The organism is Streptomyces monomycini, assembly GCF_022271435.1.
GTDB lineage: Bacteria > Actinomycetota > Actinomycetes > Streptomycetales > Streptomycetaceae > Streptomyces > Streptomyces monomycini.
The window spans coordinates 25,600-44,373 of the sequence record NZ_JAFIQY010000058.1; the positions used below are offsets into that span (position 1 = coordinate 25,600).

Genomic DNA, 18,774 nt, shown 5'->3' on the forward strand with positions numbered 1-18,774 from the left:
CATGAGATTACCGTCGGGGCCCGCCCTTCCCCTCCTGGCGGCGGGCGGCCTGGCCTGCGCGATCGTCGTGACGGGCTTCGCGAACGGCACCCCCGCCCCGGCTCCCCGCCCCGCCCAGCACGCCATGCCCACCAACCCCACCACCCCCTCCCCCGGCCCGGCCGGCCCGCCCGCCTCCATGGCACGGATCGCCGCCGCTCTCGGCTGTCGGGCCGACATCTTCCTCGACGCGCAGGAACTGCGGGAAGGCGGTTGCACCACCGGCGCCGGTGTCTTCCGTATCCTGACCTTCAGCAGCGACGACAAGAAGCGCGCCTGGCTCACCGAGGCTCAGGCGTACGGGGGCACCTACCTCGTCGGCACCCGCTGGTCTGTCACCGGCCCTTCCCGTGACGCGCTGCTGCCACTGCGGGACAGCCTGGGAGGCACCGTCGAGTCGGGCGCCGGACACGGCCACTCCCCCTGACGCGCCGCGGCGCGGCCCAGCGCTCCCCAGCCGCCCCGCCCCCATCAACGAACGGTGCCGTCCCGCCCGCGCCAGGGCGGAACGGCGCCGTTCGTTCCGCTTCCCGGGCACCGCCTTCGGTGCCCATTTTCCGTGTGTGACAGCCTCCCGGCGGTGGTAGTGATCACGGACACGGACGTATGTTCGCGTCCGTGAACTTCCGTGCGATCCCCCGCACGTCCCCGTACCACTCCCGTATCGATTGCTGGAGGCATCCCATGGCATCCCCGCACCCCGTCGCGCCGACTGCGTCCCCGCTGCCGCTGATGCAGTTAGCCACCGGGTTCTGGGCGTTCAAGACGCTGGCGACCGCCGACGAGCTGGGTCTGTTCGGGGTGCTCGACCGGCTGGGCGGCGGCACGGTCGAGGAGTGCGCCGAGGAGCTGGAGATCGGTGTACGGCCGGCGGGGATGCTGCTGACCGGCTGCGCGGCGCTGGACCTGCTGGAGCGCCGGGGGGACGGCCGCTTCGTCAACTCGGCGCTGACCGACGCCTATCTGGTGCCGGGCCGCCCGTACCACTTCAGCGGCTGGCTGCGGATGCTGGACCAGCGGCTGTATCCCGGCTGGGGCCGGCTCGGCGAGGCCGTGCGCACCAACCGGCCCACCACCTGGGACCCCGACCAGCAGCCGCATCTGTTCGCCACCGAGGACCCGGGCCTGCTGGCCGTCTTCTGGGAGGCGATGCACGCGCTGTCGTCGTGGACCGCGCAGCGGCTCGGCGAGGTGGTGGACCTCACCGCCGGGGCGCGGCTGCTGGACGTGGGCGGCGGCTCCGGCGCGTACGCCATCGAGCTGTGCCGACGGCACCCGGGGCTGAAGGCGACGGTCTACGACCTGCCGAAGGTGTGCCCGGTCGCGGAACGCAACGTCGCCGACGCCGGGCTGGACGACCGGATCGGCACCCACCCCGGCGACTTCCTCGCCGAGCCGGACCTGCCCGGCGGGCACGACATCATCGTGCTGTCGATGATCCTGCACGACTGGGACGAGGCCACCAACCGCATGCTGCTGGACAAGTGCTGTGCGGCGCTGCCGCCCGGCGGCACGCTGGTGATCAGCGAGCTGATGGTCGACGACGACCTGACCGGGCCCGCCCCGGCCGCCCTGATGAGCCTGAACATGCTGGTCGAGACCGAGGGCGGGCGTAACTACACGGCGGCGGAATACAGCTCCTGGCTGGCCGACGCCGGGTTCTCGGAGGTCCGCAAGGTGCCGTTCGAGGCCCCCGGCGCCAACGCGGCGATCGTCGCCCGCAAGTGACGCTCCCGGGGTGACGTACCCGGCCCCCGGCGGTGTGCGGGCCGTTCGCGGTGTGCGGGCGGACCGTGAACGGCCCGCCCGCACATCCCTCTCAGGTGTCCAGCTTCTGCTTGGCGGTCTCCGGCAGGGTCAGGTACACGACGAAGGAGACCAGGCAGAGGGCGGAGACGTACCAGGGGAAGAGGTCCGCGTTCCCGGCCTGCTTGAACCAGGTGCCCACGTACGGCGCGGTGCCGCCGAAGAGCGCCACGGTCAGCGAGTACGGAAAGCCGATGCCCGCGGCCCGTACCCGGGCCGGGAAGACCTCGGCGTTCACGGCGGCGGCGACCGCGGTGTACCCGGTCAGCAGCACCATGCCCGCGCACTGCACGAGCAGCAGCGACCAGAACGCGTCGGTCACCAGGTGCAGCAGCGGTACGGCGAGCACCGCGAAGCCCAGCGCGAAGCCGAGCAGCAGCGGCTTGCGGCCGATACGGTCCGACAGCAGGCCGCCGAGCGGCTGGAGCAGGGCGAAGAACAGCAGCGACAGGGTGCCGACGGTGAGCGCCTCGCTCTTGTCGAAACCGGCGTTCACCTGCGCGTACGTGGGCAGGTAGGTGGTCCAGGTGTAGTACGCGAGAGTGCCGCCCGCGGTGATGCCGCAGATCAGCAGGGACTGGCGCGGGTAGCGGCGCAGCGCCTCGAAGATGCCGGGGCGGGCGGCGGCCTGCTGCTCCTCGCTGCGCGTCTCGCGCGCTCCGCTGCGGATCCACAGACCGAGCAGGCTGAACACCGCGCCGATCAGGAACACCAGCCGCCAGCCCCACTGCCCCATCTGGCCGTCGGTCAGTACGCCCGCCAGCAGTGCGGCGGTGCCGGACGCCAGCAGCTGGCCCGCGGTGGTGGAGACGTACTGGAAGCTGGAGAACAGCCCGCGCCGGCCGGGCCCGGCCGACTCGACGAGGAAGGTCGTGGAGGCGGCGAACTCGCCGCCCACCGAGAGCCCCTGCACCAGCCGGGCGACGACCAGCACGATCGGCGCGAGCACGCCGGTGGCCGCGTAGGTGGGGGTGACGGCGACGAGCAGGCTGCCGCCGCCCATCAGCAGGATCGTCAGGGTCAGCGCGGCCCGGCGGCCCCGGCGGTCGGCGACCGCGCCCATCAGCAGTCCGCCGACCGGCCGCATGAAGAAGCCCACCGCGAACACCGCGAAGGTGGACAGCAGCGGCACCAGGGAGTTGCCGGTGCCCTGGGGGAAGACCCGGTCGGCGATGTAGACGGCCAGGAAGGAGTACGCGTACCAGTCGTACCATTCCACGGCGTTGCCGACCGACGCCGCGGCCAGCTGCCGCAGCTGCGACACCTGCCGCGGCGCGCCGTCCGGCGCCCCCTCCTCCGTTCCGGCCTCGGCCTGCTCCGCACGTGTCATGGTCCTCCGCTCCGGGTCCTTCTCCTTCGCCCGCCGCTGGGGCAGGATGAGCCGACAGGTGATCATGTACCGGTGAGGCGGCCCGCCGCCAGCGGTCGACGGCAGCCGAAAGGAGATGGCAACGTGCGCGTAGCACTGTTCGTCACCTGCATCAACGACACGCTCTACCCGGACACCGGCCGGGCAGTGATCACGCTGCTGGAACGCCTCGGGGTCGAGGTGGGATTCCCGGTGGAGCAGAGTTGCTGCGGCCAGCCCCAGTTCAACACCGGTTACCGGCATCTGACGGAGCCGCTGGTGCACCGCTTCGACCGCGCCTTCGCCGACTACGACTACGTGATCACGCCCTCCGGGTCGTGCGCGGCGATGGTGCGGGACAACTATCCGCGGATCGCGGCGAGGGCCCGGGACGAGGGGCGCGCCGGGCGGGAGCTGGCGCGGGCCGCGGCGAGCGCCGTGCCCAAGACGTACGAGCTGACCGAGTTCCTGGTCGACGTGCTGAAGGTGACGGACGTGGGCGCGTACTACCCGCACACCGTCACCTACCACCCCACCTGCCACGGCCTGCGGATGCTGGGCCTGGGCGACCGGCCGCGCCGGCTGCTGGAGCACGTACGGGGGCTGGAGCTGCGGGAACTGCCGGGTGCCGAGGAGTGCTGCGGCTTCGGCGGCACCTTCGCGGTGAAGAATCCGGCGGTGTCGGCCGCGATGGGCGCCGACAAGGCGCGGGCGGTCCGGGAGACGGGCGCGGAGGCGGTCTGCACGGTCGACAACTCCTGCCTGATGCACATCGGCGGCACGCTCCGGCGGCAGGGCGCGGCGGCCCGGCCCGTGCACATCGCGGAGATCCTGGCCGCCACGGAGGCCGACGCGCGGGAAGACGCGCGGGAACCGGCCCGCGCCCGCGCCACGGAAGGGAGCCGGCGGTGAGCGGTACGTATCTCGGCATGCCCGCGTTCCCCGCGGCCGCCGCGTCCTCCACGCAGGACGCCCGGCTGCGCGGCAATCTGCGCCACGCCACCCACACCATCCGCGACAAGCGGGCCAGGGCGGTGGCGGAGCTGGACGACTGGGCGCGGCTGCGGGCCGCGGGCGCCGCCGTCAAGGACCGTACGCTGCGCCACCTCGACCACTACCTGGAACAGCTGGAGGAGTCGGTGACGGCCGCCGGCGGGCAGGTGCACTGGGCGGCGGACGCCGCCGAGGCCAACGCCCTCGTCGCCCGGCTGGTGCGGGAGACGGGTGAGCGCGAGGTCGTCAAGGTCAAGTCGATGGCGACACAGGAGACCGAGCTGAACCGGGCGCTGGCCGAGGCGGGCATCAGCGCCTACGAGACGGATCTGGCGGAGCTGATCGTGCAGCTCGGCGACGATCTGCCGTCGCACATCCTGGTGCCCGCGATCCACCGCAACCGGGGCGAGATCCGGGACATCTTCCGGGAACAGATGGCCCGTTGGGGCCGTCCGGCGCCGGAGAACCTGTCGGACGCGCCGGCCGAGCTGGCGGAGGCGGCGCGGCTGCATCTGCGCGAGAAGTTCCTGACCGCGAAGGTCGGCGTCTCGGGTGCCAACTTCATGGTGGCCGACACCGGGACGCTGGTGGTCGTGGAGTCCGAGGGCAACGGCCGGATGTGCCTGACGCTGCCGGAGACGCTGATCTCGGTCGTCGGCATCGAGAAGGTGGTGCCGACCTGGCAGGATCTGGAGATTTTCCTTCAGTTGCTGCCGCGCTCCTCGACCGCCGAGCGGATGAACCCGTACACCTCGACGTGGACCGGCACGACGGACGGCGACGGGCCGCGCACCTTCCACCTCGTGCTGCTCGACAACGGGCGCACCGACACCCTCGCCGACACGGTGGGCCGCCAGGCGCTGCGCTGCATCCGCTGCTCGGCCTGTCTGAACGTGTGCCCGGTGTACGAGCGGGCCGGCGGGCACGCGTACGGCTCGGCGTACCCGGGACCGATCGGCGCGATCCTCACCCCGCAGCTGCGCGGTACGGCGAGCGAGCTGGACGCCTCGCTGCCGTACGCGTCGTCGCTGTGCGGCGCCTGCTACGAGGTGTGTCCGGTGGCCATCGACATCCCGGAGGTGCTGGTGCATCTGCGGGAGCGGGTGGTGCAAGGTGGGCGGGTGACGCGGCGCGGGGTGAAGACCGTCCTCAAACCGGCCAAGGGACACGCCGCTGAGCGGGCTGCGATGCGTGCGGCGGGCTTCGCGTTCGACCACCCCGGGGTGCTGCGTACGGGGCAGCGGCTGGCGGCCCGTACCCGGCGGCTGCATCCGCGCCGGCTGCCGGGCCCGGGGCGCGCCTGGACGGACACCCGGGATCTGCCGCCGGTGCCGGCCGAGTCCTTCCGGGACTGGTGGCGGCGTACGCGTGGAGAGGAGCGGACGACATGAGCAGCCGGGACGTGGTGCTGGCGCGGGTGCGCCGGGCGCTGGCGGACGTACCGCGCGGTGAGGGGTACGAGGACCCGCCGGTCCCCCGCGACTACCTGCGCGTCCACGGTTCCCGTACGCCGGAGGAGCGGGTGGCGCTGCTGGCCGAGCACCTCGCGGAGTACCGGGCGGTGGTGCACCACTGTGCCGAGAGCGATGTGCACCTGCTGATCGAGCGCCTGCTTGCCCAGCACGGCTCGCAGACGGTGCTCGTGCCGCCCGGGCTGGACCCGCGCTGGACGGCCGCCGCCGGTCCCACCCGTGTCCATGACCGGGCGGCGAGCACCGCGCGCGAGCTCGACTCGGTGGGCAGTGTCGTCACCGGCTGCGCGGTGGCGATCGCCGAGACCGGCACCATCGTGCTGGACGGCTCGCCCGACCAGGGCCGTCGCCGGATCTCGCTCATTCCGGACCATCACATCTGCGTGGTCCGGGTACCCGACCAGGTGGTCGACTCGGTGCCGCAGGCACTCGAACGGTTGGATCCGGCGCGCCCGTTGACGTGGATCTCCGGCCCGTCGGCGACCAGCGACATCGAACTGGACCGGGTCGAAGGGGTGCACGGGCCGCGGAAGCTGGAGGTCGTGCTGTTGTCGGAGGGGTGAGGGGCACGTCCGGGGTCCGGCGGCGGGAAGTGGCGTGCGGATGCCTTGTCATGTTCGGCGCCAGTGTTCGACCCTGACGCTTCCTGTTGCCTTACGTTCGGAGCCCTCTCATGAACGTACGCCGCATCGACCGCAGGTCGTTCCTCGCCACCGGCGCCGCGCTGGCCGGATGGGCCGCGTTCGCCGCGCAGAAACGCTCCTTCGCCGCCACGGCCGGAACATCCGTCCCCGCCGAGTGGGACGCCGCCCCGGAGACCTTCCAGGTCAACCGCGAACCGGCCCGCGCCCGCCTCGTCCCGTACGGGGACGTCCGGGCGGCACGTACCGGGACGTACCGCACCTCCCCGTACTACCGCTCACTCAACGGCAGCTGGCGCTTCCGCTGGTCGAAGAACCCCGACGAGCGCCCCCGCGACTTCTTCGCGCCGCGGTACGACGACAGCGGCTGGGACCGCATCACCGTGCCCTCCAACTGGGAGATCGAGGGCTACCCCGAACCGATCTACCTCAACGTCAAGTACCCGTGGATCGGCTACGAGGACCCGCAGCCGCCGCACGTCCCGCACGGTTTCAACCCCGTCGGCTCCTACCGGCGCACCTTCACCGTGCCCGGCGCCTGGGACGGCCGCCGCACCCTGATCTCCTTCCAGGGCGTGAAGTCGGCGTTCTTCGTGTGGGTCAACGGCGAGCGGATCGGCTACAGCGAGGACAGCTACACACCGGCCGAGTTCGACATCACCGAACGGCTGCGTCCCGGCACGAACGTGCTGGCCGTGGAGGTCTACCGGTGGTCCGACGGCAGCTGGCTGGAGGACCAGGACATGATCGACCTGTCCGGGATCTTCCGCGACGTGTACCTGTACTCCCTCGCACCCGTGCACCTTCAGGACCTGCACGTGCACACCACCCTGGACGCCGCCCACCGCGACGCCGAACTGACCGTGGCCGCGACGGTACGCGACCGGGGCGCGGCAGCGGCGGGCGAACACCGGCTCAGAGCAGAGCTGTACGACGGGCACGGGCGGCCGGCGCTGCCGAGTCCGCTGACCGCGCCGGTCCGTTTCACCGGCGGGCAGGACGCCACGGTCACCCCGAAGACCACCGTCCGCGCCCCCGACCTGTGGTCCGCCGAAGCCCCGCACCTCTACACGCTCGTGCTGACCCTCACCGATCCGGCGGGCCGCACCGTCGACGTGCAGAGCACCCGGGTCGGCTTCCGCTCCGTCGCGTACGGGCCGGGCAAGCTCACCGTCAACGGTCAGCCTGTCGTCTTCCGCGGCGTCAACCGGCACGAGACCGACCCCGACCACGGGCAGGCCGTCCCCGAGGAGCGGATGCTCCAGGACATCCGCATCATGAAGCAGCACAACATCAACGCCGTCCGCACCTCCCACTACCCGGCCGATCCGCGCTGGCTGGAGCTGTGCGACGAGTACGGCCTGTACGTGATCGGCGAGGCCAACCTGGAGTCGCACGGGGTCCGCGACTGGCTGCCCGGCAGCCTCCCGGCGTGGACGCAGGCATGTCTCGACCGGATGCGGTCGATGGTCGAGCGGGACAAGAACCACCCGTGCGTCGTCGTGTGGTCGCTGGGCAACGAGGCGGGCCAGGGGCTCAACTTCGCGACGATGGCCGACTGGACGCGCCGCCGCGACCCGTCCCGGCCCGTGCACTACGAGGGCATGAACGCGGTCGCCGACATCGAGAGCCGCATGTACAGCAAGCCCGACGAGGTCGAGGAGTACGGCAGATCCGGCAACCCGAAACCCTTCATCCTGTGCGAGTACGCGCACTCCATGGGCAACAGCACCGGCAACTTCCAGGAGTATTGGGACGTCTTCGAGCGCTACCCCAACCTGCACGGCGGCTTCATCTGGGACTTCGTCGACCAGGCCATCCGCCTGCCCGTCCCCGGCGACCCGAAGCGCACGTACCTGTCCTACGGCGGCGACTGGCACCCCGGCTACCCCACCGACTGGAACTTCAGCTGCAACGGCATCGTCGCCGCCGACCGCGCGCCGCACCCCGCCATCCACGAGGTCAAGAAGGTCTACCAAGCCGTCCGGATGACCGCCGCCGACCTCGCCACAGGCACCGTACGGATCACCAACCGGCAGCTGTTCCTCGGCCTGGACGCCTACGAGCTGCGCTGGGAAGTCACCCGGGACGGCGAACGCGTCCAGCACGGCACCCTTCCCGCGCCGGAGGCCGCACCGGGCCGGGACACGACCGTACGCATTCCGTTCAGCCGACCCGAACGGCCCGCCCCCGGCGCCGAGTACTGGCTGAATCTCTCCTTCGTGCTACGGCACGCCACCACCTGGGCCGACGCGGGCCACAGCGTCGCCGCCGAACAACTCGCGCTGCCCTGGCACACCCCCGCGCCCGCCGAGCCCTCCCCCTCCGGGCTGCCGCCCCTGCGCCTCACCGAGTCGGACCGCGCCGTCACCGTGAGCGGGCGCGACCTCGAACTCGTCCTCGACAAGGCGAGCGGCACCCTGTCGGCCTACCGGCACCGCGGACAGGCCCTGCTGACCGCCGGTCCGGTGCCCAACTTCTGGCGCGGCCCCACGGACAACGACATCGGCCGGGGCGCGCAGAACACGCTGCGCACCTGGCGCGAGGCGGGCGCCAAGCGCACGGTGACGCGGGTGAAGCCTGCCCAGCCGTCCGCCTCCGAAGTGACCATCGACGTCTCGGCCACCCTGCCGACCTCCCCTGCCGCCTCGCGGTGGGACACCGTCTTCACCGTGCGCGGCGACGGCGAGGTGCGCGTCCGGCACACCCTGACGCCCGGCGCCGGGCTGCCCGACCTGCCCGTGGTGGGCGCGCTGCTGACCGTACCGGCCGGGCTGGAGACCTTCAGCTGGTACGGGCGCGGGCCGCACGAGAACTACTGGGACCGGCGCACGGCGGCCTTCGTCGGCCGGTACCGCAGCAGTGTCGACGCCCAGCTCGGCAACTACGTCCGGCCGCAGCAGACCGGCAACGTGACCGACGTCCGCAGCGCCTCGCTCACCGGCCGCGACGGCACGGGGCTCACCGTACGCGCGGAACCCGGCGACGGCGCGCCGCTGCTGGAACTGAGCGCCCTGCACCACGCGCCCTCCGACCTGGAGAGCGAGCGACACGAGCATCCGTACGAGCTGAAGCGGCGCCCCGAGACGGTCCTCGGCGTCAACCACCGGCAGACGGGTGTCGGCGGAAACGATTCGTGGGGCGCGCCGCCGCTGGACACGTACCTGCTGCACGCCGACCGGCCCTACAGCTACGCGTACCGGCTGCGGCCTGCGTGAAGCCGGTGCCCCCGCTCCGGGTGTCGGTCGCGGAGCGGGGGCACGGGCACGCGGGCCGGCGCGCCGTCACTCGTACATGACGTACTCGGGCTGCGGGCGCAGCGCCAGGACCTCCTTGTGGGTCATCAGGCGGCTGCCTTCGGTGTCCTCGTCGTAGAAGAGCTTGAAGCCGGTGTGCATCCCGCGGGGCAGGTTTCTGACCAGGTCGTTCCAGGTGCCGCGCTTCAGTCCCGGCGAGCCGATGCCGTCGGCGCACTTGATGGCGGCGACGCCGGGCTGCGGCCGGAACGCGTGCTGCTCCTCGACCACCGAGGTCGCCACCTGGTGGAAGACGAACGCCTTCTCCGGCAGGTCGTGCTCGCGGACCAGGCCGGAGAGGTAGCGGGCGATCTCGGTGAGTTCGCCGCCGTCGGTGCTCCCGTAGGAGTCGCCCGGTTTCTCGCCCGGGCCCATCTCCCACTCGGGGTCCAGCGCGACCCCCACGTCCGGGTGCACCAGCCACTCGCGCAGCGCCTTGACCTCGCCGAGCGCCGAGGCGCGGCCCGGCTGGATGTTCAGGAGCAGCAGCGCACGGTGCTCGCGGGCCGCTTCGTGGAAGCGGCGGACGGTGCCGGCGGAGGTGCGGGTGCGGTAGGTGCCGTCCGGGCCGGCGCTGGAGTTGGCGACCACGGCGAGGAGTTCCAGGACGGGCAGTGGTTCGCGGTCGGTGGCGTAGGTCTGCGCGAGCTTCTCGATCTCGCGGGCGCGCTGGTCCAGGTCACCGGTGCCGAGGCGGCCGAGGGCGGCGGCCCCGGGCAGGCCGCAGTAACCGGCGAGCCGGTGACGGGGGAACAGTTCGCGGCCGCCGCGCGGCAGCTGGGGCCGCTTCCTGGCCGGCTTGGGTGTGGGGCTGCTCGTCCGGCTGCCGGGGGTGCCCGAGGCCCGGGGCGGTGGCGCGCCGCGTGGTGACGCGTCGCTGTCCGCCGTACCGGCGCAGGCCGTGAGAAGGCTGAGGCCCGCCGCGGCGGTGACGGCCAGGGCGCTCCGGCGGCCCGGCTCGGCTGTGCTGTCGAGCACGTCGCCTCCTTGTGTGCGTTCGTGTCCGTCGGGGTTTCGGGGAATCAGGGTGATGTCCCGTGGGGTGTGTGCCGTTCGCCTTGCCGGGTGTGATCGGGTGAAACTCCACTCGGCACGCTTCCTGACGCCTCACGATCAAGATTGCGCCACCTTCGACCGCCGGGCGGGACGGCCGCCCCCGCAGGGTGTCCCTCCCGCTGGTAGGCACCGGATGCGTACGCAGCGCAGAGGTCTGGGTGTCCCACCGCCCGCTCGCCAGACTCGTGATCACCGCAACGACGACGGAAGAGCGAGTGAGCACCATGAGCGACACCACCGTGTGGAACGCCGGCTGGACCACCTCCGTACAGCGCCCCAGCACCGGCTTCGACAAGAACTGGTCCGAGGAGGGCTTCGCGGACCAGACGGTACGTCAGGTCGTCCGGGTCACCGGCTCCGGCACAGCGGCCCGCGTCCGCCTCTCCAACCGCTTCGGCAGCGCTCCCCTGGAGGTCGGCGGCGCCACCCTCGCCCGTACGGCCCAGGGCGCGGCCGTCCGGACCGACACGGCACGCCGGCTGACCTTCTCGGGCACCGGATCGGTCCGCATCCCGGCGGGCGGCGAGGTCTGGAGCGACGCGGCCGCACTCCCCGTGGCCCCCTTCGGCCAGCTCACGGTGAGCCTGTACTTCCCTCGCCCGACCGGCCCCACCACCTTCCACGCCCAGGCGTTCACCACCGCCTACCGCGCCGAGGGCGACCAGCTGACCGCCGCCGACCCGGCCGTCTTCACCGAGACCTCGGTGTCCTGGTACGTCCTCGCCGACGTCGAATTGGCGGGCGGCCCGGCCCGGCGGGACACCGTGGTGACGTTCGGCGACTCGCTCACCGACGGCTTCGCCTCCACCACCGACGCCGACCACCGCTACCCGGACGCCCTCGCCGAACGGCTGGCCGCCGCGGGCCTGGGCCGCCCGGTGCTCAACGCCGGCATCGGCGGAAACCTGCTGCTCAACGACGCGCCCTGGTTCGGCGAACGGGCCGGCGCACGCTTCCGGCGGGACGTCCTGGACAAGCCAGGGGTACGGACGGTGATCGTCCTCGCCAGCCTGAACGACATCGGATTCAGCGAGGTGGACGAGACGGATTTCCCGACGTACCGCCCGAACCCGGACCTGTCCGCCGCACAGCTCATCGAGGGCTACCGCGACCTGATCGCGGCGGCCCACGCGGCCGGGGTCCGCGTCATCGGCGGAACGATCACCCCGTTCCAGGGCTCCGAGTACCACACACCGCACGCCGAGGCCAAGCGCCGGCAGATCAACACCTGGATCCGCGCTTCCGGCGCCTTCGACGCGGTCGCCGACTTCGCGACGGCGTTGGCGGACCCGTCGAATCCGCTGGCACTGCTGCCCGCTTACGACAGCGGCGATCGCAAGCATCCTGGGGATGCCGGGTATCGGGCGATGGCGGAGGTGGTTGATGCGGCGTGGCTCTGAGCCCGCCGCAGCGTCTCCGCCCCGCCCCTACAGGCGCTCGACGACCCGAAACCGCTCGGCCACCACCTGGGTGTCGTCGTCGACATGGAACTCCGGGTCGCCGAGGGCCTCGCGCATTTCGGGGCTGTGCCAGAAGCTTTCGTGGTCGGCTCGCCAGTCGGCCACCGTCTCGTTGCCCTCGCCCTCGTCCACGGCGTGTCGCAGGTCCACGTCGGCCAGGCGCAGTACCCGTACTTCCGTCACCTCGATGACGGCTACGGGGCGGCCGTCGGAGTCGGGGACCTGGTAGCGGTCGCCGGCGCGCGGCAGTGGGTCGTTTTCGCGCTCGTAGTCCGCCAGCAGGCCCGACGTGGTGGTCTTGGCACCGGAGAGGACGGCGGCGACGAGGCGGTCGCGCAGGGGGCCGGGGAAGGCGAATTCGAGGGGCGGCAGGGCTTCGTGGGCAGGCATGCGGCTCACCCTAGGGGGAGGGCGGTGCGGCCCGCCCCTGCATTTCAGGGGCGGGCGTCCTGGTGGCCGGCGGCTCGTGCCGTGTGCAGGGCCCAGGCCACCATGGGCAGTTGCAGCGGAAGGCGGCCGTAGGCGACGGCCTTGAGGGGCGCCGGGCGGTGGCGCCAGTCGCGGGCCATCTTGATGTTGGCGGGGAAGACGGCGGCGAACAGACCGGCGGCGGCCAGCGCGCCGGCCCGGCGGGTGCGCGGCAGGGCGACCGCGGCGGCCACGGCGAGTTCCGCGGCGCCGCTGACGTAGGTCCAGGTGCGCGGGGAGCCCGGCAGGGCGCGGGGCACGATCGCGTCGAACGGCTTGGGGGCGAGGAAGTGGAGCGCCCCCATGCCACCGAGCATCCGGGCCATCGTCAGGGCGGATCGGCCTGTGGAACGGCCGGCGGATCGGTCTGCGGAACGGTCTGCGGAACGGTCTGCGGTGCGGTCGGTGGCTGCCACGGGCGCTCCTGAGGTCGGTCCGGTGCGGTCGGGGCCGACCTTACCCGTGGGTCAGGTCGGCGGACAGGGGGCGATCACCGTTGGGGGCGAGGTGTGCGTCACGCTTGACCAGGGCCGCGTAACGGCCGTCGGCGGCGAGGAGTTCGCCGTGGGTGCCGCGTTCGGCGATCCGGCCCGCGTCGAGGACGACGATCTGGTCGGCGTCGCGGACGGTGGACAGGCGGTGCGCGATGGTGATCGTCGTACGGCCCTTGGAGAGGGCGTCGATGGCCTGCTGCACCGCGTGTTCGGTCCGGGTGTCCAGCGCGCTGGTGGCCTCGTCGAGGACGAGGACGGGCGGGTCGCGCAGGATCGTCCGGGCGATGGCCAGGCGCTGCTTCTCGCCGCCGGAGAAGCGGTGGCCGCGTTCGCCCACGAGGGTGTCGTAGCCGTCCGGGAGGCCCGCGATGTGGTCGTGTATCTGGGCCGCGCGGGCGGCGCGTTCGATCTCCTCGTCGGTGGCGTCCGGCTTGGCGAAGCGGAGGTTGTCGGCGACGGAGGCGTGGAAGAGGTACGTCTCCTGGGAGACCACGCCGACGGCGCGGGCGAGGGAGTCGAAGTCCAGGTCGCGGACGTCGGTACCGTCCAGGGTGACCCGGCCGTCCGTCACGTCGTACAGCCGCGGCACCAGGTAGCTCAGGGTGCTCTTGCCGCTGCCGGTCGGCCCGACGACGGCCAGGCTGCTGCCGGCCGGGACGTCCAGGTCGATGTCGCACAGGGTCGCCGGGGCGGGCGCGGCGCCGTCCGCGCGCTCCGGGTCGTCGTACGCGAACGTGACGTGTTCGAAGCGGACCTCGCCGCGCGGTTCGGCCAGGCGTACCGGGTGCGCCGGTTCGGTGATGGTCACCGGCAGGTCGAGGTATTCGAAGATGCGCTGGAAGAGCGCGACCGAGGTCTGCATCTGCACGCCGGTGGACAGCAGCGAGACGGTGGGGCGCAGCAGGCCCTGCTGGAGGGTGACGAAGGCGACGAGGGTGCCGATGGAGAAGGCCGGGCCGCCGAGCTGGAGGACGAGTCCGGCCGACCAGTAGATGACGGCGGGCATGGCGGCCATGACGATGCCGATGGTGGCCATCCGCCAGCGCCCGGCCATGTTGGCGCGGACCTCCAGGCCGACCAGCCGCTCGGACTCGGTGGCGAAGTTCGCCGTGAGGGAGTCGGCGCGGCCCATGGTGCGGCCGAGCAGGATGCCGCTGACCGACAGCGACTCGGTGACCATCGCGGACATCGCGGCCATCTGCTTCTGCCGGGCGGTGGTGATCCGCTTGCGTTCGTTGCCGACCCGGCGGCTGATCCAGACGAAGAGCGGGAGCAGCAGCAGGGAGACCAGGGTCAGCCGCCAGTCGAGGGCGAGCATGGCGACGACGGTGGCGACGACGGACGTGAGGTTGGAGACCAGGGAGGTCGCGGTGGAGGTGACGGTGGCCTGCATGCCGCCGATGTCGTTGGCGATGCGGGACTGCACCTCGCCGGTGCGGGTGCGGGTGAAGAACGCCAGCGGCATCCGCTGGAGCTTGGCGTAGACCGCGGTGCGCAGGTCGTGCATGACGCGCTGGCCGACGGTGGTCGAGATCAGGGTCTGCAGGACGCCGAAGACGCTGGTCAGTACAGCGGTGACGATCATGCCGGCGGCGAGCAGGGTCAGCAGGCCGGTGCGGCCCTGGGGGATCGCCACGTCCAGGACGGCGCGGAGCAGGAAGGGGGAGGCGACCGAGACCAGGGAGGAGGCGGCCACCAGCAGGCCCACCGTGGCCAGCCGGCCGCGGTAGGGGCGGAAGAGGGCGAGGATGCGCCGCACCTGGGCCGGCTGGGCCGGGTCTCTGGGCGGCGGGGTCCACTCGGGTCCGTCGGGGCGCATGGGCTCCTTCGTAGGGGTACGGATGCGGGTCCCGCCGAGCATAACCAATGGTTACCTATACTCACAATGAGCATGGTCCTGATATCCTCCGGCCATGTCCTCCTCCCCCGATCCGGGCACCACCGATCCGGCCACCACCGATCCCGCTTCCGGTCCCGCTCCCGGTCCCGGCCTCGCCGATCCCGATCCCGATTCCGGTCCCACCGGTCCCGCCGACCCCGGCCCAGCCCTCGCCGACCCCGACCTGGCGGAGCAGCTCGTACGGCTCACCCGCCGGATGCACCGCGCGCAGAAGCGGCACATGGCGACGCTCGACATCGCGCTGACCCCCGCGCAGACCCGGCTGCTGCGCATCGTGGACCACTACCGTGACGGGACACCGCCCCGGATGGCCGACCTGGCCGCGCGCCTGGAGGTCGTACCGCGGGCCGTGACGACGCTGGTCGACGCCCTGGAGGCGAAGGACGCGGTCCGCCGGGTACCGGACCCCGCCAACCGCCGCGTGATACGGATCGAGCTGACCGAAACCGGCCGTTCGACGCTGCACGCGTTGCGCGACGCGCGCCGGGACGCCGCGCGCGACATCCTGGCGCCACTGACCGCGGAACAGCGGGAGGTGCTCGGCGGCCTGCTGTCCACCCTGGTGGACGTTCCGGCCGCACGCTGCTGAAACACTGGGCCGGGCGGTCGCGCCGGACGCCGGAGCGCCGCCGGAACCAGACCGGAGGAGAGTCGTCATGCCCCTGCTGGAACCGAAGCCCGGGACCCTGCGGCCGGCCACCACCGAAGGCCCGTACCCCGACCGGGTGCCCGACCGGCAGGCGTCCGGCACACCGGAGCGGCTGCGCGACGAGCTGACGGCGCTGCTCGGCCCGGACAAGGTGCTGCACACGATCTCCGACCTGGTGCGGTACGCCTCCGACGCGAGCCCCTACCGGTTCGTCCCGCAGGTCGTCGTTCTGGCCGAGGACGTCGACGACATCTCCGCGGTGTTCTCCTACGCGCACGGCAAGGGCCGCGACGTCGTGTTCCGTGCCGCCGGCACCTCGCTCAACGGGCAGGCGCAGGGCGAGGACATCCTCGTCGACGTACGCCGGCACTGGGCGGGCGTCGAGGTGCTGGACGACGGTGCCCGGGCCCGTATCCGGCCCGGCACCACGGTCGTACGGGCCAACGCCGCGCTCGCCCGGTACGGCCGCCTGCTCGGCCCGGACCCCGCCAGCGCCATCGCCTGCACGCTCGGCGGCGTGGTCGCCAACAACGCGTCCGGCATGACGGCGGGCACCACCCGCAACTCCTACCGGACACTCGCCTCGGTCACCCTCGTCCTGCCCTCCGGCACGATCGTGGACACCGGCGACCCGGCGGCCGACGAGGAGCTGGCGCACGCCGAGCCCGCCCTGTGCGAGGGACTGCTGGCGCTGAAGGCGGAGATCGAGGCGGACCCGGAGCTGGTGGCCCGGATCCGCGCCAAGTACGAGATCAAGAACACCAACGGCTACCGCCTGGACGCCTTCCTGGACGGCGCCACCCCCGTCGAGATCCTGCGCGGACTGACGGTCGGCTCCGAGGGCACCCTCGGTTTCATCGCCGAGACCGTCTTCGAGACGCTGCCCCTGGACCGGTACACCTCCACCGCCCTGCTGTTCTTCCCGACCCTGAGCGCCGCGGCCGCCGCCGTGCCGCTGTTCAACGAGGCGGGCGCGATCGCCGTCGAGCTGATGGACGGCAACACGCTGCGCGCCTCGGTGAGCGTGTCCGGCGTACCGGCCGACTGGGCGGAGCTGCCGAAGACGACCACCGCGCTGCTGGTCGAGTTCCGTGCGCCCGACGAAGCGGCGCGGGAGGCGCAGGAGGAGGCCGCGCGCGAGGTGCTGGCGGGACTGGAGCTGGTCGCGCCCGTCGCGTCCGTCACCAATGAATTCACCCGCGACGCCGGGGTCGTCGCCGGATACTGGAAGGCCCGCAAGGCCTTCGTCACCGCGGTCGGCGGCTCCCGTCCGTCCGGTACGACGCTGATCACCGAGGACTTCGCCGTACCGCCGTCCCGGCTCGCCGAAGCCTGCACCGCGCTGCTCGAACTCCAGGCCCGGCACGGCTTCGACGCGGCGGTGGCAGGCCACGCCGCCCACGGCAACCTGCACTTCCTGCTCGCCTTCGACGCCGCCCGGCCCGCGGACGTGGAGCGCTACGCCGCCTTCATGGACGAGTTCTGCACGCTGGCCGTCGAGCGCTTCGACGGCTCCCTGAAGGCCGAGCACGCCACCGGCCGCAACATCGCCCCGTTCCTGGAGCTCGAATGGGGCCCGCGCGCGACGGAGTTGATGTGGCGCGTCAAGCAGACCGTGGACCCGCACGGCATCCTGGCCCCGCGCGTCCTGCTCGACCGCGACCCGAAGGCGCATCTGCGCGGCCTGAAGACCATTCCGCAGGTCGAGGCGGTCGCCGACCCCTGCATCGAATGCGGCTTCTGCGAACCGACCTGCCCCAGCCAGGACCTCACCACGACGCCGCGCCAGCGCATCGTGCTGCGCCGCGAGATGATGCGCCAGACCCCGGTCTCACCGATCACCGGCGCGCTGCTGGACTCCTACGGGTACGACGCGGTGGACACCTGCGCGGGCGACTCCACCTGCAAGCTGGCCTGCCCGGTCGGTATCGACACCGGCGCGATGATGAAGCAGTTCCGGCACCGGCGCCACTCCCCCAGGGAGGAACGCGCCGCGGCCCTGACCGCCCGGCACTTCAAGACGGTCGAACGGTCGGCACGGCTGGCGGTGGCCGCCGCCGCGAAGATCGGCGACCGGATCGGGGACGGGCGCGCCGACCGGCTGTTGCAGTCCCTGACCGGCGCGGCACGCAAGGCCGTACGCCCCGACCTCGTACCGGAGTGGCTGCCGCAGCTCCCCGGCGCGGCGGCCCGCCGGCTGCCCGCGACCCGGCGCGTGGGCGCCGCCGCGGTCTACTACCCGGCCTGCGTGAACCGTATCTTCGGCGAACCGGACGGCTTCGACGGCCCGTCGCTGCCCGAGGCCGTCGTGGCGATGTCCGCGCGTGCGGGCAGGCCGGTGTGGATTCCCGACGACGTGACCGGCACCTGCTGCGCCACCATCTGGCACTCCAAGGGCTACGACGAGGGGAACGCGGTGATGGCCAACCGCATCGTCGAGGCCGCGTGGGGCTGGACGGCGGGCGGACGGCTGCCGCTGGTCGTGGACGCGTCCTCGTGCACGCTGGGCATCGCGCACGAGGTCGTCCCGTACCTCACCCCGGACAACCGGGAACTGCACGCCGAACTGACCGTCGTGGACTCGGTGGTGTGGGCGGCGGAGGAGTTGCTGCCGCACCTGGAGGTGCTGCGGACGGTCGGCTCCGCCGTGCTCCACCCGACGTGCTCCATGCGGCACCTGGGCGACGAGGCACAGCTGCGCGCGGTCGCCGAGGCGTGTGCGACGGAGGTGGTCGTCCCGGACGACGCGGGCTGCTGCGCGTTCGCGGGCGACCGCGGCATGCTCCACAAGGAGCTGACGGAGGCGGCGACCGCCAAGGAGGCGGCGGAGGTGACGTCCCGGCACTTCGACGCGCACCTGTCGGCGAACCGGATGTGCGAGGTGGGGATGGATCACGCTACGGGCGGCCGGGGGTACTACTCGGCGCTGCTTGCTCTGGAGTGGGTTACGCGGGGGTGATGTAGGGGCGGGAGGGGTCGGGCCGGGGGCGGGAGGGGGGGGCCGGGCCAGGGGCGGAAGAAGGTAGGGGCGGGGGCGTGGGTGTGAGCGGGGGGCGACACGGGGCGGAGAGGTGGGGGTGTGAGCGGGGGGGCGGCGCAGGCCGGAGGGATGCGGCCGGCCGGCGTGGCCGTGGTGGGGACGCGGCCCGGAG

Annotated in this window: 14 protein-coding genes; 9 read left to right on the plus strand and 5 right to left on the minus strand. The window is 72.5% G+C overall.

Annotation, left to right across the window (positions count from 1 at the left end):
- Nucleotide 1 precedes the first annotated feature (1 nt).
- Together JXZ78_RS37365 and JXZ78_RS37370 are read left to right on the plus strand one after the other, a co-directional pair.
- Entirely contained in the window at nucleotides 2-466 is a 465-nt protein-coding gene (locus tag JXZ78_RS37365) for a hypothetical protein (protein WP_238783643.1), read from the plus strand.
- 257 nt (nucleotides 467-723) lie between these two features.
- Nucleotides 724-1,767 carry a methyltransferase gene (locus tag JXZ78_RS37370; protein ID WP_078623969.1) on the plus strand — a complete coding sequence of 348 codons (1,044 nt, stop codon included), beginning with the start codon at nucleotides 724-726 and terminating at the stop codon, nucleotides 1,765-1,767.
- Nucleotides 1,768-1,858: 91 nt separating this feature from the next.
- Here JXZ78_RS37370 and JXZ78_RS37375 read toward each other — a convergent pair whose 3' ends face one another.
- The gene (locus tag JXZ78_RS37375; protein WP_030017915.1) at nucleotides 1,859-3,175 is read right to left on the minus strand and encodes an MFS transporter; all 1,317 of its coding nucleotides are present in this window, start codon (nucleotides 3,173-3,175) and stop codon (nucleotides 1,859-1,861) included.
- Between the two features lie 123 nt (nucleotides 3,176-3,298).
- Here JXZ78_RS37375 and JXZ78_RS37380 point away from each other — a divergent pair, with 123 nt between their 5' ends.
- The 4 genes from JXZ78_RS37380 (at nucleotide 3,299) to lacZ (ending at nucleotide 9,517) form a co-directional block, all read left to right on the plus strand.
- The gene (locus JXZ78_RS37380; RefSeq protein ID WP_050502062.1) at nucleotides 3,299-4,105 is read left to right on the plus strand and encodes a (Fe-S)-binding protein; all 807 of its coding nucleotides are present in this window, start codon (nucleotides 3,299-3,301) and stop codon (nucleotides 4,103-4,105) included.
- Nucleotides 4,102-5,577, plus strand: coding sequence for a lactate utilization protein B (locus JXZ78_RS37385; protein WP_030017912.1), 1,476 nt, complete (start codon nucleotides 4,102-4,104; stop codon nucleotides 5,575-5,577). Before JXZ78_RS37380 ends, JXZ78_RS37385 begins: the two co-directional genes overlap by 4 nt.
- Nucleotides 5,574-6,221 carry a LutC/YkgG family protein gene (locus tag JXZ78_RS37390; protein ID WP_030017911.1) on the plus strand — a complete coding sequence of 216 codons (648 nt, stop codon included), beginning with the start codon at nucleotides 5,574-5,576 and terminating at the stop codon, nucleotides 6,219-6,221. Before JXZ78_RS37385 ends, JXZ78_RS37390 begins: the two co-directional genes overlap by 4 nt.
- 110 nt (nucleotides 6,222-6,331) lie before the next feature.
- Entirely contained in the window at nucleotides 6,332-9,517 is a 3,186-nt protein-coding gene (gene lacZ, locus JXZ78_RS37395; RefSeq protein WP_030017910.1) for a beta-galactosidase, LacZ type, read from the plus strand.
- Nucleotides 9,518-9,583: 66 nt separating this feature from the next.
- On the opposite strand, the gene JXZ78_RS37400 is transcribed toward lacZ, so the two are convergent.
- Entirely contained in the window at nucleotides 9,584-10,573 is a 990-nt protein-coding gene (locus JXZ78_RS37400; RefSeq protein ID WP_063726020.1) for a hypothetical protein, read from the minus strand.
- 302 nt (nucleotides 10,574-10,875) lie between these two features.
- Here JXZ78_RS37400 and JXZ78_RS37405 point away from each other — a divergent pair, with 302 nt between their 5' ends.
- Nucleotides 10,876-12,051 carry an SGNH/GDSL hydrolase family protein gene (locus tag JXZ78_RS37405; RefSeq protein ID WP_033037093.1) on the plus strand — a complete coding sequence of 392 codons (1,176 nt, stop codon included), beginning with the start codon at nucleotides 10,876-10,878 and terminating at the stop codon, nucleotides 12,049-12,051.
- 27 nt (nucleotides 12,052-12,078) lie between these two features.
- On the opposite strand, the gene JXZ78_RS37410 is transcribed toward JXZ78_RS37405, so the two are convergent.
- The 3 genes from JXZ78_RS37410 to JXZ78_RS37420 all read right to left on the minus strand — a co-directional run bounded on the left by JXZ78_RS37410 (nucleotide 12,079) and on the right by JXZ78_RS37420 (nucleotide 14,892).
- Complete coding sequence (locus JXZ78_RS37410; protein ID WP_030017906.1) at nucleotides 12,079-12,501, minus strand: ASCH domain-containing protein; 423 nt, start codon at nucleotides 12,499-12,501, stop codon at nucleotides 12,079-12,081.
- Between the two features lie 44 nt (nucleotides 12,502-12,545).
- The gene (locus JXZ78_RS37415) at nucleotides 12,546-12,905 is read right to left on the minus strand and encodes a DoxX family protein (RefSeq protein ID WP_030017904.1); all 360 of its coding nucleotides are present in this window, start codon (nucleotides 12,903-12,905) and stop codon (nucleotides 12,546-12,548) included.
- Between the two features lie 130 nt (nucleotides 12,906-13,035).
- The gene (locus JXZ78_RS37420; protein ID WP_030017903.1) at nucleotides 13,036-14,892 is read right to left on the minus strand and encodes an ABC transporter ATP-binding protein; all 1,857 of its coding nucleotides are present in this window, start codon (nucleotides 14,890-14,892) and stop codon (nucleotides 13,036-13,038) included.
- A 94-nt stretch (nucleotides 14,893-14,986) separates the two neighbouring features.
- On the opposite strand from JXZ78_RS37420, the gene JXZ78_RS37425 reads away from it, so the two are divergent.
- Nucleotides 14,987-15,562: a MarR family transcriptional regulator gene (locus tag JXZ78_RS37425; RefSeq protein WP_078623968.1), complete on the plus strand. Its 576-nt coding sequence runs from the start codon at nucleotides 14,987-14,989 to the stop codon at nucleotides 15,560-15,562.
- 67 nt (nucleotides 15,563-15,629) lie between these two features.
- Entirely contained in the window at nucleotides 15,630-18,581 is a 2,952-nt protein-coding gene (locus tag JXZ78_RS37430; RefSeq protein ID WP_030017900.1) for an FAD-binding and (Fe-S)-binding domain-containing protein, read from the plus strand.
- Nucleotides 18,582-18,774: the final 193 nt, after the last annotated feature.

What these genes read in the sequence shown, in the direction of transcription:
- JXZ78_RS37375 (WP_030017915.1), bottom strand. Translation starts at nt 3,175, where the DNA reads ATGACACGTGCGGAGCAGGCCGAGGCCGGAACGGAGGAGGGGGCGCCG.
- JXZ78_RS37430 (WP_030017900.1), top strand. Translation starts at nt 15,630, where the DNA reads ATGCCCCTGCTGGAACCGAAGCCCGGGACCCTGCGGCCGGCCACCACC.
- JXZ78_RS37370 (WP_078623969.1), top strand. Translation starts at nt 724, where the DNA reads ATGGCATCCCCGCACCCCGTCGCGCCGACTGCGTCCCCGCTGCCGCTG.
- JXZ78_RS37415 (WP_030017904.1), bottom strand. Translation starts at nt 12,905, where the DNA reads ATGGCCCGGATGCTCGGTGGCATGGGGGCGCTCCACTTCCTCGCCCCC.
- JXZ78_RS37390 (WP_030017911.1), top strand. Translation starts at nt 5,574, where the DNA reads ATGAGCAGCCGGGACGTGGTGCTGGCGCGGGTGCGCCGGGCGCTGGCG.
- JXZ78_RS37410 (WP_030017906.1), bottom strand. Translation starts at nt 12,501, where the DNA reads ATGCCTGCCCACGAAGCCCTGCCGCCCCTCGAATTCGCCTTCCCCGGC.
- JXZ78_RS37425 (WP_078623968.1), top strand. Translation starts at nt 14,987, where the DNA reads ATGTCCTCCTCCCCCGATCCGGGCACCACCGATCCGGCCACCACCGAT.
- JXZ78_RS37365 (WP_238783643.1), top strand. Translation starts at nt 2, where the DNA reads ATGAGATTACCGTCGGGGCCCGCCCTTCCCCTCCTGGCGGCGGGCGGC.
- JXZ78_RS37405 (WP_033037093.1), top strand. Translation starts at nt 10,876, where the DNA reads ATGAGCGACACCACCGTGTGGAACGCCGGCTGGACCACCTCCGTACAG.
- JXZ78_RS37420 (WP_030017903.1), bottom strand. Translation starts at nt 14,892, where the DNA reads ATGCGCCCCGACGGACCCGAGTGGACCCCGCCGCCCAGAGACCCGGCC.
- lacZ (WP_030017910.1), top strand. Translation starts at nt 6,332, where the DNA reads ATGAACGTACGCCGCATCGACCGCAGGTCGTTCCTCGCCACCGGCGCC.